Genomic DNA, 15,385 nt, shown 5'->3' on the forward strand with positions numbered 1-15,385 from the left:
AATACCTTACTGATGGGAGCGTACATACGTTAAGCTTTCATCGGCGAAACCAAGGCCTGCTTCAGTAAAGAAATTAAAGACTTTGTCTATGCCATTTTCAAGTAAGTAAGACACTTCATCTTCATAGCGGGCTATAGCAGCAACACGACCCTGGTAACCCGCGTTCTTGAGCTGAGTAGTAATATTTATCGCGTCTTGGATAGAGGGTAATGCTAGCAGTACCAGCTGCGTACTGTTTAAATCTAGATTTTCCCAAAGGTCTACATCTTCGCCATCGCCGCAAATTACCTTATGGCCTTCGTTTGCCATTTTCTTAATTTTAATTCTATCTGCGTCCATACCACATACATTGACATCGGACAGCTTCGACAGGGCGTTAAATGCGCCTCGGCCTACGCGACCCATACCAATCACTAAAAATTCTGCCTGTGACAAAGTAGGGTAAACATCTTCTTTTAATCGTTCTTCTTTTTCAAACCGCTTAATTTTGTCTTTAAAACGGTTATATTGAGAATGAGAACCTTTATATAAAATACTTGTAAAGACAAATGAGATAGATACCGCGAGGGCAATAATGACAAGCCATGATTCTGCCAAAAGTCCCATGGAAACCGCGACGGCACCAACAATAAGACCAAATTCACTGTAGTTTCCCAAAACTAGACTGCTGAGGTAAGCGGTTCTTCCACGCAGGCGCAACGAGGTGAAAAGACCAAAAAACAATATGGCTTTGAAAGGTAGAAAAAGACAGAATACTAAGGCCATCCCAACCATACTCAGGGTAGGCAACGCAGTAAGACCAATTGTTAAGAAGAAACCAATTAAAAACAGATCTTTAAAGCTTAAAAGTGATTTTGATAGCTCAGTGGCTTTTTCATGTTGAGCCAACATGATGCCAAAAATGAGCGCACCCAAATCACCCTTTATGTTCACTAATTCAAATAATTGATAACCGCCAAGTGCTAATATAAAACCAGTAAGAGGGAGAAGTTCACCGTGTCCAGATTTGCTTATTATTTTATTAATAAGCGGCATAGCAGGGAATAATGCGAGTAACCCAAGCGCATATACTGAGGGAAGTTTACCTGTAGCTGCCACGAGGAACACTACCGCAAAAACGTCTTGCATCACTAAAATACCAATGGCCAAGCGTCCGTGGCGCGTTTTACTTTCACCACTTTCTTCAAGCACTTTTACAACGCAAACGGTACTGCTAAAACTGAGCGCAAAAGCAATGAGTACAGCACTTTGCCAAGAAACGGCATCAGAGGCTTGAGCGACTAACGCCGCAGCACCGTACATGACGCAGGTGATAACACCAATCCAGATTAGTGTGTGAGAAACACTGCCGGCCCATACTTCTCTTCGACTTAAATCTTTAAGATTAAGTTTAAGCCCAATAGTGAATAGCATAATGGTTATACCCAAATTCGCTATTTGGGTAAGATCATCAGTTAACGAATAACCAGCGAAGTTGAGAAGAAAACCTGCGATGAGATAACCGACAAGTGGTGGTACACCTATCAATTTAACCGTTAGTCCACATACGAAAGCAAAGAGAAGAAACGCATACTCCATGGATACTTTAACCCTATAAGTTTAAAAAAAACGTGAGCTGCTAAGTTCACGTGTCTTAATAATAAATAAGACTTTATGTACAGTAGACCTCAGTGATATAAACTTTATCACGTAAAACTACAAATTCGCATAACATTTACGCCCTTTGAGTTATGCGTAACCATAATCACATTGATCCTTATCAATAAAATAACATAAAAACATATAGATAATGAAACTGATACAAGTAGCGGTGAGAGCCTAGTTTTAAGACTTCGCGCTTTGTGACTTCGATAAACTAGGAAAATTAGTAATGCCAGTAAAGGAAATACAATGCGAAAAACTATTTTAATAACACTAACAGCATTGGTTGTGTTTAATGTTGCCCTAAGTATTGTCGAGCCCGCCCTATGGTGGTTTCTCATTGTATCGGGTCCATTACTCATCATTGGTTTGTATGACGCTTATCAACCACAGCATGCCATACTGAGAAACTTCCCGTTGATTGGCCGAGCAAGATGGGGAATTGAAGGGCTTCGGCCTTATATTCAACAGTACATTATCGAAACGGATACGGGAGGTGCCCCGATTTCTCGTATGTTTCGCAACATAGTGTATCAAAGAGCTAAAGATAGCAGAGAAACTGTACCTTTTGGTACACAACTGGATACCTATGAAGAAGGCTATGAATGGATGGGCCACTCTTTGGCTGCAAGGGAAGTTGATGACGTAGAGCAAAATCCTCGAGTGAATATTGGCGGTCCCCATTGCAAACAACCTTATAGAGCGAGTGTACTCAATATAAGTGCAATGAGTTTTGGCAGCCTTTCCAAAAACGCGATTTTGGCATTGAATAAAGGTGCGGCTAAGGGCGGTTTTTATCACAACACGGGGGAAGGCGGCCTTACCCCTTATCATCTTGAAAACAAAGGCGATATTGTATGGCAAATTGGTACAGGTTACTTTGGTTGCAGAACCGAAGACGGACAATTTGATGCCAAGTTATTTAAAGAAAAAGCGACGTTAGACAACGTTAAAATGATTGAAATTAAGTTAAGTCAGGGAGCGAAACCTGGCCATGGCGGTATTTTACCTGCTTATAAAAATACTCCTGAAATAGCTAAAATTAGAGGGGTAACTGCCGGTACTCAGGTTGACTCTCCACCTCGGCATAGTGCGTTTTCATCGCCCCTCGAAATGGTCGAATTTATTCAACAGTTACGTGATTTAAGTGATGGAAAACCCGTCGGTCTTAAACTCGCGCTTGGCAGAAAAAGTGAATTTATCGCTATGTGTAAAGCCATGGTAAGCAAAGGAATAACGCCGGATTTTATTACCGTAGATGGAGGCGAGGGCGGCACTGGTGCAGCGCCGCTAGAATATACTAACTCTATTGGCTTTCCATTACGTGACGCGTTAGCTTTTATTGATGACTGTTTAATGGGGTTTGGTTTACGTGAAAATATAAAGATTATTGCGTCAGGTAAAATAATTACTGCATTTCAATTGGCCAAGAATCTAAGCTTAGGCGCAGATTTGTGTAACAGCGCGAGGGGAATGATGCTGGCGCTTGGCTGCGTACAGTCACTGTCATGTAATACCAATAAATGTCCAACAGGTGTAGCAACTCAAGATCCTAAACTAGCAAGAGGCTTGGATGTTGAAGATAAATTTGAACGTGTTTATCGCTTTCATCAAAAGACGGTTCACGCCCTTATTGACTTGCTATCTTCAACCGGTCATAAAAATACCAATGAGTTGAACAGAACCCATATTTTTAAGCGTATCGACCAATGTAACGTTGCACGTTATGACGAAATGTACCCTTTGATTAAGAAAGGCGCTTTTTTAACCGACGAAATTCCTGAACGCTACAAATTACATTATGAGGAAGCTAATTCAGATAGCTTTATGCCATCGAGTCTGCTTGCCGAAATCGATAAAGAAACAAAGGCAGTGTCCTAGACATCTGCCTTTACCTTAAATCTACAAGAGGCGTTGAATACCACTTTCAAACCTAATTAACGTAAGCCATTCAGTCGTTGTTTTCGGCCGCTTTTTCAGGGATCCTCAACTGATACAAACGGTAGTCGGTGGTGCGATAAGGCATCACTTTGTACTTAGGCTGCAAATAAGACACTAGGTCTATGAGTTCACTCACCGTTAATTCATCATTGATAATACGCATAAATGAAACGCCGTCTTCACTGGTAAAACTTGCTGGACGACGTGGTGTAAGTTTGTGAGAAGGGTTAATAATACTGGTAACTAATTCACCGTAGGTTTTAATTCTGCCACTGCTTCCGCCAAGGGGAATAGGGTGGCTAACTAAAAAGCTTCCGCTGCTATCTGCTTTTTCACCAGCAACCGTATGACAGTCGTTACATCCATACTTTTGAAATACCATCTCACCTTGTTCAATATTACCCTCGGGTAAGCTAAACCCTCTGGGGGAATTAGCACCTTGATCGCATGCACTTAAGAATATGCATGCCAGTAGCATTATTGTAATACGCATCGTTTTCTCCTTAACCAACCCTTGTGGTTCATTAACAAGTATTGACTAAATATAACTGACACTATTTGATTTAGCTCAATCCAAAGCTATAAAACATGCACTATTATTAACATTTCAACAAAGGTATAAGGACAACACTATGCAGAGCTACGAAACTATTCTAGTACCCATTGATGTGTATTCTGATTACGAGTTGGTAGTCGAAAAGGCACTTGCAATAGCGAGTGGCAGTCAACAATTACATCTATTGTATGTGGCTTACCCGCAGACTAATGTAGAGCCTTATGGATTTTTTCTAGAGAAAGATTTTTCACAGGAAGTACGTGAACACGCATTAAGCGTATTGAAAGATGTGGCAGATAAATACGGAATACCACAAACAAATATTAATGTAGAGATTGGTTCGCCTTCAGATGAGATACATCATTTAGCTGAAAAAATTAGCGCAGATTTAATCGTGGTAGGCACTCATGGCCAAAGCGGTTTAAAGCTATTATTAGGCTCTACTGCGAATGCCGTATTACACGGTGTTAAAACCGATGTATTAGCAGTGAAAGTGTAAAAAGTCTCGCAGTAACTATCCAAGATTCTTCCAGTAGCAAAATCACTAAAACCAGTGGAGCTTTTATAAAGCTCCACTGGCACTAGCACATCAATATGCTACTAGAAATAATAAATTAAATTTACTACTTAACTTCTACGTCTAAGACTTTATAACGCTTTGATTGATAAATCGCAGCTGTCTGTCACAAGGGTGCGAATAGTGCTTTCAAGATTTTTAAGGTGAGAGTAGTGAAGGGCAGTTTCCCCACCAAACTTAGTACTGTTAATAGTAAACACAACATCAGCGTTACGTGATGAAACACAAAGGCGAATGGTGTCATCACTTTCATTTACAGGCACATGCATGTAAAGCGGTTCGTTATGAGAATCTAAATAGCTAAGCGCTTCAGAATCACTTTTAAACGGCGTTTGTTTTTCAGGTTGCAACTTCCAGCATGACGAGGGAACCACAATTTCTGCCAATAATTTTCCATGTTTAGAATCAATTCTATTACTCATAGTATCTCCTTGTATTTATACCTATTCAGTATTACTTAATGGATACGCAATAAAGTCAAAGTAAGTTCTAATTTACCCAGACAGAAATGTCCTAATGAACCAATTTGGTTACGCGTAACAAAAATGTGATTATAACGCATTGTTTTATAAATACTTTAATAATTCATTTTTCAATACTGAAAGCACTAGCGCTTATGCTTTGAAGACAATTTTGCCATGCCGCCACGTTTAACACTGGCTTGTTTGGTATAGTGGCCTGGCATTTCCGGTGACTGCCAGCCGCCCGCTAACTGCAATTCGGGCAACGATGCGCCGTCTTCCGCTAACGAAACTGCTCCACCAACTCGTCCACTGTGTGGCGTGATATTTTCTTGAATACCTGCTCGGACTGCAATTCGCTGCCACAACCTATAAATACTAGAGTAATTCAACACGGCGTCTTGGTTTGCGCTATGACTTTCTTGATAAGGATGAAGCGCCGTTTTGTGATTGTTAACCCGCCTAAACAATACACCTTTACTAATTGAACGAGGGTCATTCTGATCTCTAGGAAGTGATGTAGAAGGGTTATTATTTGCCTCGTTGATGTATTCGTTAATCATAGAAAGTGTACTCGATGACACATATCTATATTGGCCATCGCCACTTTGATCGCTCTTGGAAGATACAACGAGTACCGTGTTATTTCGATGAGAAATGTGTTCAATGCACACCCTGACTAATTCGTCTGCACGAAGAAGGGCATCGAACATAAGATTAATAATGGCTAGGTCTCGAAGTTCGAGCAAGGAATCGGGGATGATTTTATTATTGATCTGCTCAACCATTTCAATAGTGAGTGGAACCGCTTGTTTATGAGACATACGAAACTTTTTGTTTTCTATAAGCGACAACCGAATAAAATCTCTTAGATAGACCGAACGAATAATCGGGTTAGGTAGCTTTGCCATGCCTAAGAACTTACTCAATGCTGAAAGCCGTCGCTTGATGGTTCTGTAGGCGAGGGGAGTTTGGCATAGCAGGGCAACGTATTCTTTTATGCATTCTTCATTGCTAGTAAAGCTATTGTTCAAACCTTGAAAATTATTCTGCTTACAGAAAATCGAAAATTCGTTGTAGTCACTAATATAAGCTCGCTGTGTGTTGTAAGGCAGTTTAGAAAATATATCTGTGAAATATTTCTGAAAGCTTTGGTCGGCAGATGAATAGGCATGATTTTCTGAAGTTTCTGAAGTAACACCGTATGCATCATCTGAAACTTCTGCTGTATTTGCCAGCGGTACTGGGAATATTTGATGGGAACGATGCTTAATAATCTTATTTGTCATAAAGCCAAAGCCTCAACGGATTTCTTATCAAATGTGGGTAGCCTTGGTCGAAAAGGGCTCTTACTCACTGAGTTCAAAAGTATTTAATGAATCACGTTAACGAATCAAGTAACGTGTATGTTGACGTTTTTTTCTAAAAAAGCTTACGGCGAAACTTATGGAATATCCTTTTGAGACGAAAAGGACTAAATAAACTATAAACCAATCAGCGTTATTAATATTAGGGGGCACAAAGCGAGCGCATACTCATTAAATCCACAGTCAACACAAAGAAATGAAGAGCCAAAGTTATTTCTAACTATTTGAAAATGTTTACTTTTTTAAGTATTCACGCATGATAACTGTAATTATCATGCGTGAACATTCAGCATGATAATATAGGTAATATAAGCTCTATTCAGATACCATAATAACCCCTTCAACCTTATGCAAAATAACACATAACTGTGCATTTATACAGTTAGTGGCGGTATTTTAGTGAAATTTAGACTACAGCCGATGCAATGTGGCTCAAAAAACAGGCGCTCCTACGTAAAATCTGAGGCGTTTTCCAGCCCTCTGCCTTGCAGAATTCACGAGAATGAACCTTTTCTATATACCGGTACCTTTCAATAAACAGGAACTATGAGAAGTGAGATCTTCTTCATTGTATTAGGCAGAATCCTTCATCACTATGAAGATGTACAGCGGTGCTGCTCAAACTATAAAACAAATTTTAATATGAATTAAAACCCGCGAATTCAAATCTCAATTCAAGACCCGTTTAAAACTGGCCCTGGCTGCTACGTGTAAAAAGCATAGAAAGCGTAAAGCACTTATAAACAATCCGTCGGTAATTGACACACCTATGTTTTTTCTTTGAAGAATTTGAAGTAGGAGACAGAAAGTAAAGTGGTTTAATCCAATCTAGTAAAACAAAGTAAATCAAAAGAACCAGTCTTGTATTCTTCTTTAAGCAATGTCCAAACTCTTACGGTATTTAATCCTAGATGAGAAATATTGAGAAAATTTGCCCTCTATATAGTCATTGCTATTAAATTAAATGTCGATAAATAATCTCAAAAACTTAAGCAGAAATAGAAAGCGAATAAGCCTATTAATCGCTAAATATTAAAAACTATAACAAGTATTTTAACTACGCCGCTAAACACATCTGTGGCTTTCTATGCATCGCTTTTAATCGCTGATTTATTTTCATAAGAACACTTTCATAAGAACACTTTCGTAAGAATTAAATCATAAATAAATGATCAACTGAAAATGCCTCTGTAGTTGAAAAGTATTTAATTCAAAAGAATTAAAATTCTTATTTTTGATTTAGCCATAGAGTACTTGTACTAGATATCAGACTGCCATACTAATCTTTAATATCTAGGCCGCTATTAACTCCGGACTGTAACAAGAGGTCTTTACTTGAAGCGTCATTGAATTAAATCAGAAGCACACATGTCTTTTATTATTAGTCGATGCTTTGCTTCTCACTGATTGCGATTTTAAAAGCCAGTATAAGAACTTCGCTTTTAATTAAAGAGCTCTAAAAACTTTTACGCATAAAATAAGAACCAATAAAAGATGGATAGGCGATACACTTTCTTAATTGACGATGCCTTTTTGAATACTTTAATAGTCTATTTAACATAATATACATTATGCGCAATCATGTATTTTGATGTTTTAGAGGCGTATCCTTTGCTGCTTGGTTGGTTTGCTGTGCGTGAAGACTTACCGACTTTTACTACATCTGCTGTGCTTTACGCTCAGTTATGTTGTTTACTAAATTGTGAGTAGTCCTAAATGAGTGTTTCACTGTGCTTGTGATTGGCTTTTTGCAGGTTTTCTTTTGGATTTGTTTTTGTGAAAAATTGAATTGAAACATATTTGATAATGACTGCCTTATTAGCAGCTCTTTCTATGGTATGTGTATTAATTTAAATCGTCTTCTACGTAAAATCTGACGTACTACACCTCACATTCTTCTTTTTAATTCACGTAGCGTCATCTTATAATCTTGGTTGCATCCTTAGGCTTAAGCAAAGACTTTAGTGCTACTTTGTGTTTTACGCCTGTTACAAATTGTAATTCGACTGGCTCGTTTTATGTCTTTCAATTTTAGGTTTATTATTTAGTTCAAAGCCGATTAGTTATGTAATTAGTATCAATATAAGTCCTTCCGCAACCAGCAGTTTTCAATCAGACCCTGATGAAAGTCTAGAAAACTTTTTCTAATATGCTCCTATATTTTGATGACTGAAATATACTGCTGGGCATTTAAGTGTCTTCCGTCGAGTTCTAAGCAAATGTTTTTTGAAAGACTTGAGTATCAGCTAGAGGTTTTGGTACCGGTGTCAAAAATGAAATCGACTAAGAGTTTTTAAAAGTTACCGATGCTGCGTATGATTTTCTTTGTGAGAGTTTCGGTTATTTTGCATTAATCAAAATAGATAAAAGTAGATAAAGCTGACTTGATAATGACTAACGATTTTTGCGTTTGGAAACTTGGTTTCCAGTAAGTTAACGCATCACGCTGACTCTCTTGAATAGTTAGGTTTCGAGGGTGTCTTTTAAATACCTATATAGAAAGTTCATGAGCTTTTTTTCAATAACGCAAGTTACCTATTACAACAACAATAAAACAGTGCTGACAGCCCTACTTTCTTCGTTACTAGATTAAGGCTTTTTAAGCAGCCCGAATCCGAATGCCGCCATCGTTACTGCCACAATACCGTTTAAGTAATTGAAAAAGGCGTAAGGTGCATAAGATAAAACGTCAACTTCAAGGGTTGCGGCATAAAATGCACCTGCCGTTGTCCAAGGTATAAGGCCAGTTGTCATTGTGGACCCTTCTTCTACTGAGCGTGAAAGTACGGCGCTGTCTAATTGCTGTTGTTCGTATTTTGGCTTAAAAAGTTGGCAGCTCAGAATAATTGAGATGTAGGCTTCTCCCATCGCCACATTACCTGCAAAGCCAGCCACGATAGTGGTAGCAACCAGAGATGCCGTTCGTTTTACTCTGGCAATACTGCCAGCAAGAAGCGAACTTAAAAAACCGGCTCCGTGTAAAACGCCGCCTAAGGCGATAGCCATTAAGGCAAGCAATAGTGTCCAGCTCATGCTCGTTATACCGCCGCGACCGAGTAACGCGTCTAAGTTTTCGATGCCAGTCGATTCCGGTTTATTTTCCCATAGCGCATTCAACACGCTGATAAAGCTCTCGCCTTGATAAAAGATGGCAATAAACACGGCGAGTAAAATACTGAATGACATGGTGACTTCTGCAGGTACTTTTTTAATGCTTAAGGTGGCCAATACTATAAGTGGAAGCAAGGTGACAATGGGTGTCAGGCTATAGTTGTTTGCCAGTGCATCTTGAATCAACGCGACTTCACTTAGGTTAAGGTTTTGATCTCCATAGCTTAACCCTATGACTACAAAAATGATGAGGGTGATAATAAATGTAGGTAACGTGGTAAAGAGCATGGAATAGATATGGCGAAACAGTGTGGTTCCAGCACTCATTGCTGCAAGGTTTGTGGTATCTGAAATAGGTGACATTTTATCGCCAAAGGTAGCACCACAAACAATCATTCCCGCCACCAATGGAAGTGGAATATTCATGGTGCTTCCTATACCTATTAACACAACGCCCAGTGTACCCACCGTGCCCCAAGACGTTCCAGTTGCCACAGACATAATCGCGCACAGTATCATGCCAACGGCTAAGAATAAGCTAGGGCTTAGCCAGCTCAACCCGTAATACATCAGCGTCGCGATTGTACCGCTGTGCATAAAACTAGAAATTACCATGCCAATCAATATGAAAATATAGATAGCGGGCATGGCTCGAGCCAGTGAATTTGTCATTAGCTCGCGAATTTGTAGGTAGTTGTACCCAATTAAATAGGCATTTAAACCCACCCATATTAGGCACAAAAACATCAGCGCATGCAGACTAATACCCAGTCCAAAAATACCGCCAGCTAGGGCAATAACAATCACGCTAAAGCAGATGAAAGACTGCAGGAATGAAGGCGTGCGCAGTGGCGATTTAGTGGATTTGGACATAAGTAGTAAGATTGCCTATTAGCGACTAAATTATTGATTAAAGCGCACTCGTGTTTATAGGTGCATTTCGTTAGTTTAGCTATTCGTTATTGGTAATACTTTTTATAAGGACTATTTATCATTAGCGCTTTGGGAGTTACCTCGGTAGATTTTTTCTAACCGCGCTTTATCTTGCTCAAAGCACAGTTGCTGCTCACTGCGTTTAAAGCTTTGTGTGGCAAAGTCATTCGCCACTTTTGAAAAATCAGACGCTAATTCGCTACCGGTGTCTTTTTTGAGTTTCTCGAAACACGCAAATAACGTTCGTAATGACTTTTGAATTCTTATGGCAACTTCAATGTTGCCAGCGCCATCTCTTGCGATACTTGTATATGCGTCATCAAAGATATCGTGTATTGAAATTTTAGGAACGGAAATGCGGTCGTACTTTGGTTTTTCATAATGGGGTTTGTCATTATGCGGTTTCTCATAATGCGGTTTGCCATGATTCGGTTGTTCATAGGTATTGTCGTCTGAGGTCCTTGCTGCTTTATTATGGTTGGAGGCGCGCCCGTCCTGATTGGTTTTGTCAGTGTTCTTATCTGGTTTCGACCACAACAGCATTAAACGGGTGATACTGCTAACAATGCCGATTGCAGTTCCGTGGTCGTTTACCGATGGAGACAATGCACGTGACGCTATTTCTGCTAGCACAATAAAACCAAAGCGTGGATCAGCCTCAAAAGAGCGCGACGAACTTATATTAAACGCTGAGATTAACCCTTCACAGTCAATATCTTTATTCACGTAAGCGATGTGTTTTTCCGGCGTAACAAATTCCCCAGGCAGCATGGCAATGTTAACAAACAGATCGTTGTTGTTTGCCCACTCTTGAATCTTGGCAAGGTCTATTAGCTGTATGTACCCAACCTCTGAGGTCTGTACCGCAAAACTCCCCTGCTCTTTAATATCGCCTGCTGGTATGGCGCCTAAGCAGGGGTTTTTAATTCGTTGCTCAATGGCGCGCTGTGTCGCTTCTTCAACTTTCAGTGTGGTAGATTCAACTCGACCCAAACGAGCTACACTGTCAACCCAACGAATAAAGGTTAAAATTACCACAGCAAATGCCAAACAGGTAATGCAGAAGAGCAGAAATACACCCGCCTGTTCGTAAAACCCCTGGCTCATTGCAGTCAGAGCAACTGCGCTGTAAATAAACGCGCCAACAAATGTTGATAGCGCGTTTTGCGATACATCATCTGAAATGATGAGCCCGAGTGAGCGAGGTGTTGATGACTGGCTTGCAGATGCATACGCATTTACCATGGCACCGGCGGAAAACGTGGCAATCACCATCATGCTCGATGCCATAATAGAAAGCAGTGTTTTAACCGAATTAGGTTCAATTTTTGGTAGGTGTTCAGCAAGAGAAGTGCCGTCTACTATCTTTGCAGCGAAAACCGCGAGTAGCGAAAGCAGGCAGAAACTTAAAGGTTTAATCCACAATTTTTCTTTAAAACTGAATAGCAAAAACCGTACTTTATCTACCGACAATGGCGCGTCCATACCTTTACTCCTGTTGGTTTTTACTTGTTAGTATTGTTGTCTGATGCTTACTTATATTCGGCGGGGATATAAATAGCAAGGGCGAATGTAGGCTCGCCCTTTCACTTATGTTACCAATTAACTTGCTGGTGTCTTGTTTTTGTTACCGGCGCACCGTTTAGAACAGTAGCGAACGTGCTCCCAATCTCTTTCCCATTTTTTACGCCAGCTAAATGGCCTGTTACATACTGGGCACATTTTGGTAGGCAGATCAGACTTCTTCATTTTTCGTTATCTTCGTTAAAAACTTGGCGGCATCCTCTTTCATCGCATTAATATTGTCTTCTTTCATTCGGCCATAGGTCTTAAGGATCATAGCCATGCGATGGTTGTTACTGAGCTTTTCCTTATTCTTATCAATGAAATGCCAATATAAGTAGTTAAATGGACAGGCTTTTGGCCCCGTCTTTTTTGACACTTGATAGCCACAATTTTTGCAATAGTTAGACATTTTATTGATGTAGCTACCGCTTGCTACATAAGGCTTGCTGGCTAAATTTCCGCCATCACTATACAAGATCATGCCAGCCACATTAGGTAGTTCTACCCACTCATAGGCATCAGCATACACCGCGAGATACCAGGCCTGCACTTGTTCAGGGCTAAGTTCGGTGAGCAAACTGAAGTTTCCAATCACCATAAGTCGCTGTATATGGTGGGCGTAGGCATTTTGCTTTGTTTCTTTAATGCATTGACGCATGCAGTTCATATTGGTTTGCGCGTCCCAAAAGAACTCAGGCACATTTCTGTCGTTATTAAAGTAGTTATCCGTTTTAAGTTGCGGCATAAAGTGCCAATAAAACCCACGAATGTACTCACGCCAGCCTAGAATTTGACGAATAAAGCCTTCGGCGGAATTAAGGGGAACTTGCCCGCTGTGATAGGCTTGCTCCGCGGCGCTTATCGCTTCTTTGGGTGTCAGCATGCCGCAGTTTAAATAAAATCCAATATGTGAATGATACATCCACGGTTTGCCTTCAACCATTGCGTCTTGATACTGACCAAAGTTAGGCAGGCGTTCCTCAATAAACGTATTCAGTACCTTAAGGGCATCTTTACGGGTGACAGCAAAAAAGAAGTCGTCTAGGTCGCCAAAATGATCGGCAAACTCGTTTTCAACAAGCTCAATGACCTCTCTAGTTATATCGTCAACATCAAAGGTGCTGTGTTTTGGTACTTTATGATCGTCTGGCATCGATTCGCGATTTTGTGCATCATAATTCCATTTGCCGCCAACAGGATCTTTTCCTTCCATGAGTACGTTATGCTTTCGACGCATCTCACGGTAAAAGAATTCCATGCGTAGCTGCTTTTTCCCTTCGGCCCAGTCACTAAATTCCTGAGGCGTTGCGAGAAAGCGATTATCTTCTGAGATTTTAACGGGCTTTTTTAGCGTGTTTTCCCATTGCTGTATACTACTTAGAAGTCGGTGCTCGCCCGGGGAGGTAACAACCACTTGGTCAAAGTCGCCAGCACTTAATGCCTCCTCAACCTGAGCCAATAAGCTGCCCTTGTTGCGTTCATCATTGTAGGTAACGTAATCTACGTTGTAGTTGTTATCTTTTAGTTCTTGTGCAAAGTGGCGCATAGCACTGAACAAAAACGCTATTTTCTTTTTATGATGCTTTACGTAGGTTGCTTCTTCCCTCACCTCTGCCATTAAAATGGTGTCTTGCGTCTTTGTTGCATTCGCAATAGCCGGCAGATTATCGGTAAGCTGATCGCCTAAAACCAGAATGAGTGAAGCCATCTATTTTCCTTTAATTTCTTGGAAAGCATCAAGAGCACGCTGCCTAGAGGCTTTTAAATCTACAATGGGTTCGGGGTAACTTTTACCTAACTCTAACTTGGCGTCTTTGGCTATTACGCCCGGTGTTTCCCAGGGCTTATGAATGTACTTATCGGGAAGTTCGTTTAATTCAGGGCAGTATTTACGTACGTATTTACCTTTCTTATCAAACTTCTCGCCCTGCAAAATCGGGTTAAATATTCTAAAGTATGGGGAAGCATCGGCGCCTGAGCCAGCCACCCATTGCCAACCTGCGCTATTACTTGCTAAATCTGCATCTAACAAGGTATCCCAAAACCATCGTTCACCTTCGTGCCAACTTAAAAGTAAGTTTTTAACAAGGAACGAGCCAACAATCATACGTACCCTGTTGTGCATATAACCTGTTTGCCACAGTTCGCGCATGCCAGCATCCACAATCGGAATACCTGTATTGCCGGTTTGCCACGCTTTCAGTGCTTTGGCGTCTTTGCGCCATGGGAACTTATCGAACTTGTCGTTAAAGTTTTTATTTGGCAATGTAGGGAAATGAAACAGCAGGTAATAGCTAAACTCTCTCCAGCCAAGTTCACTCAAATAGGTGTCGATACTCTTATCTTCTGTGGAGCCGAATTTATCTTTTATCGCATACCACACCTGATTGGGAGACACTTCGCCAAAGTGAAGATGGGGAGAAAGTCTCGACGTTCCTTTCATAGAAGGAATGTCTCTGCCGTCTTTGTACTGTCTAGCCGCGTGTTGTATAAACTCTGACAGGTTGTCCGCTGCACCTTCTTCACCGGGCTTCCACATTTTGCTAATGGTAGAGTCCCATTTAATCTCAGGAAGCAAGTTTAGCGCATCAAGTCCGTCATCTTTATACTCATCATCCGCGTAGGTAATCCTCGCTGGAGGCGCCTTGGGATAGCGTGGCTCTTCAATCTTTAGGCAACCATTTCGATAGTAAGGTGTATACACTTTATAAGGTGTTCCATCTTTTTTTAATACCTTCATCGGCTCCCAGAGTAAGCTGCCGTTACTGCTGTAAGCTTCAAAATCACTATCAATAAGCTGTTTTTTAATTTCCTTGTCACGATTTATTTGCCACGGTTCGTAGCAGCGATTCCAAAAAATCGCCTTAGCGTTGATCGCTTCCATAATCTTTGGGATAAGTACTTTCGGGTCACCCTTAAAGATTTTTAAGTGGCCGTTTAGCCTGTCATTAAGCGAGGTAAGCGAGTGATGCAACCACCATTGACTCGCGCCGCCAGGTACCCTCCCATCGGGAGTGGTATCGTCATAAATGTAAATGGGGAGAATTTTACCCATATCACAGGCTGCGTTAAGTGCTGGGTTGTCATTCACTCTGAGGTCTTGTCTAAACCACATAATACTTACGGGAACGGTCACTTTTTTTCCTTAATGTGTTGCTCTAATCTTTGATTACTAACGTAATTGAACTTGTACGCAATTCGGCGGGTTCAGGATCCGTTGTGATTACAAAAG

At 40.7% G+C, this 15,385-nt stretch carries 11 protein-coding genes; 2 read left to right on the plus strand and 9 right to left on the minus strand.

The features are described 5' to 3' along the window. Positions 1 to 6 precede the first annotated feature (6 nt). Complete coding sequence (locus tag O9X84_RS10770) at positions 7 to 1,578, minus strand: cation:proton antiporter family protein (protein ID WP_269519758.1); 1,572 nt, start codon at positions 1,576 to 1,578, stop codon at positions 7 to 9. A gap of 312 nt (positions 1,579 to 1,890) precedes the next feature. Between O9X84_RS10770 and O9X84_RS10775 the strand changes: the two genes are divergently transcribed. Next, positions 1,891 to 3,522, plus strand: a complete 1,632-nt coding sequence (locus O9X84_RS10775; RefSeq protein ID WP_269519759.1) for an FMN-binding glutamate synthase family protein — start codon at positions 1,891 to 1,893, stop codon at positions 3,520 to 3,522. Positions 3,523 to 3,592: 70 nt separating this feature from the next. On the opposite strand, the gene O9X84_RS10780 is transcribed toward O9X84_RS10775, so the two are convergent. After that, positions 3,593 to 4,075: a c-type cytochrome gene (locus O9X84_RS10780; RefSeq protein WP_269519760.1), complete on the minus strand. Its 483-nt coding sequence runs from the start codon at positions 4,073 to 4,075 to the stop codon at positions 3,593 to 3,595. 139 nt (positions 4,076 to 4,214) lie between these two features. On the opposite strand from O9X84_RS10780, the gene O9X84_RS10785 reads away from it, so the two are divergent. After that, entirely contained in the window at positions 4,215 to 4,637 is a 423-nt protein-coding gene (locus tag O9X84_RS10785; protein ID WP_269519761.1) for a universal stress protein, read from the plus strand. Between the two features lie 149 nt (positions 4,638 to 4,786). Here O9X84_RS10785 and O9X84_RS10790 read toward each other — a convergent pair whose 3' ends face one another. The 7 genes from O9X84_RS10790 to O9X84_RS10820 form a co-directional block, all read right to left on the minus strand. Beyond that, positions 4,787 to 5,137: a hypothetical protein gene (locus O9X84_RS10790; RefSeq protein ID WP_269519762.1), complete on the minus strand. Its 351-nt coding sequence runs from the start codon at positions 5,135 to 5,137 to the stop codon at positions 4,787 to 4,789. A gap of 185 nt (positions 5,138 to 5,322) precedes the next feature. Beyond that, complete coding sequence (locus O9X84_RS10795; protein WP_269519764.1) at positions 5,323 to 6,465, minus strand: tyrosine-type recombinase/integrase; 1,143 nt, start codon at positions 6,463 to 6,465, stop codon at positions 5,323 to 5,325. A 2,667-nt stretch (positions 6,466 to 9,132) separates the two neighbouring features. Further along, entirely contained in the window at positions 9,133 to 10,527 is a 1,395-nt protein-coding gene (nhaC, locus tag O9X84_RS10800) for a Na+/H+ antiporter NhaC (RefSeq protein WP_269519765.1), read from the minus strand. A gap of 111 nt (positions 10,528 to 10,638) precedes the next feature. Beyond that, positions 10,639 to 12,072, minus strand: coding sequence for a DUF2254 domain-containing protein (locus tag O9X84_RS10805; RefSeq protein ID WP_269519766.1), 1,434 nt, complete (start codon positions 12,070 to 12,072; stop codon positions 10,639 to 10,641). A gap of 117 nt (positions 12,073 to 12,189) precedes the next feature. Further along, positions 12,190 to 12,336: a DUF2256 domain-containing protein gene (locus tag O9X84_RS10810; RefSeq protein WP_081926553.1), complete on the minus strand. Its 147-nt coding sequence runs from the start codon at positions 12,334 to 12,336 to the stop codon at positions 12,190 to 12,192. Beyond that, positions 12,323 to 13,861: a cryptochrome/photolyase family protein gene (locus O9X84_RS10815; protein WP_269519767.1), complete on the minus strand. Its 1,539-nt coding sequence runs from the start codon at positions 13,859 to 13,861 to the stop codon at positions 12,323 to 12,325. Before O9X84_RS10815 ends, O9X84_RS10810 begins: the two co-directional genes overlap by 14 nt. Further along, positions 13,862 to 15,289 carry a cryptochrome/photolyase family protein gene (locus tag O9X84_RS10820; RefSeq protein ID WP_269519768.1) on the minus strand — a complete coding sequence of 476 codons (1,428 nt, stop codon included), beginning with the start codon at positions 15,287 to 15,289 and terminating at the stop codon, positions 13,862 to 13,864. Between the last annotated feature and the right edge of the window lie 96 nt (positions 15,290 to 15,385).

Origin of the sequence: Alteromonas sp. BMJM2, from assembly GCF_027257845.1 — a bacterium.
Lineage (GTDB): Bacteria > Pseudomonadota > Gammaproteobacteria > Enterobacterales > Alteromonadaceae > Alteromonas.

Bases quoted from the DNA above. Each gene is read 5' to 3' on its own strand.
- O9X84_RS10770 (WP_269519758.1), bottom strand. From the start codon at position 1,578: ATGGAGTATGCGTTTCTTCTCTTTGCTTTCGTATGTGGACTAACGGTT.
- O9X84_RS10775 (WP_269519759.1), top strand. From the start codon at position 1,891: ATGCGAAAAACTATTTTAATAACACTAACAGCATTGGTTGTGTTTAAT.
- O9X84_RS10780 (WP_269519760.1), bottom strand. From the start codon at position 4,075: ATGCGTATTACAATAATGCTACTGGCATGCATATTCTTAAGTGCATGC.
- O9X84_RS10785 (WP_269519761.1), top strand. From the start codon at position 4,215: ATGCAGAGCTACGAAACTATTCTAGTACCCATTGATGTGTATTCTGAT.
- O9X84_RS10790 (WP_269519762.1), bottom strand. From the start codon at position 5,137: ATGAGTAATAGAATTGATTCTAAACATGGAAAATTATTGGCAGAAATT.
- O9X84_RS10795 (WP_269519764.1), bottom strand. From the start codon at position 6,465: ATGACAAATAAGATTATTAAGCATCGTTCCCATCAAATATTCCCAGTA.
- nhaC (WP_269519765.1), bottom strand. From the start codon at position 10,527: ATGTCCAAATCCACTAAATCGCCACTGCGCACGCCTTCATTCCTGCAG.
- O9X84_RS10805 (WP_269519766.1), bottom strand. From the start codon at position 12,072: ATGGACGCGCCATTGTCGGTAGATAAAGTACGGTTTTTGCTATTCAGT.
- O9X84_RS10810 (WP_081926553.1), bottom strand. From the start codon at position 12,336: ATGAAGAAGTCTGATCTGCCTACCAAAATGTGCCCAGTATGTAACAGG.
- O9X84_RS10815 (WP_269519767.1), bottom strand. From the start codon at position 13,861: ATGGCTTCACTCATTCTGGTTTTAGGCGATCAGCTTACCGATAATCTG.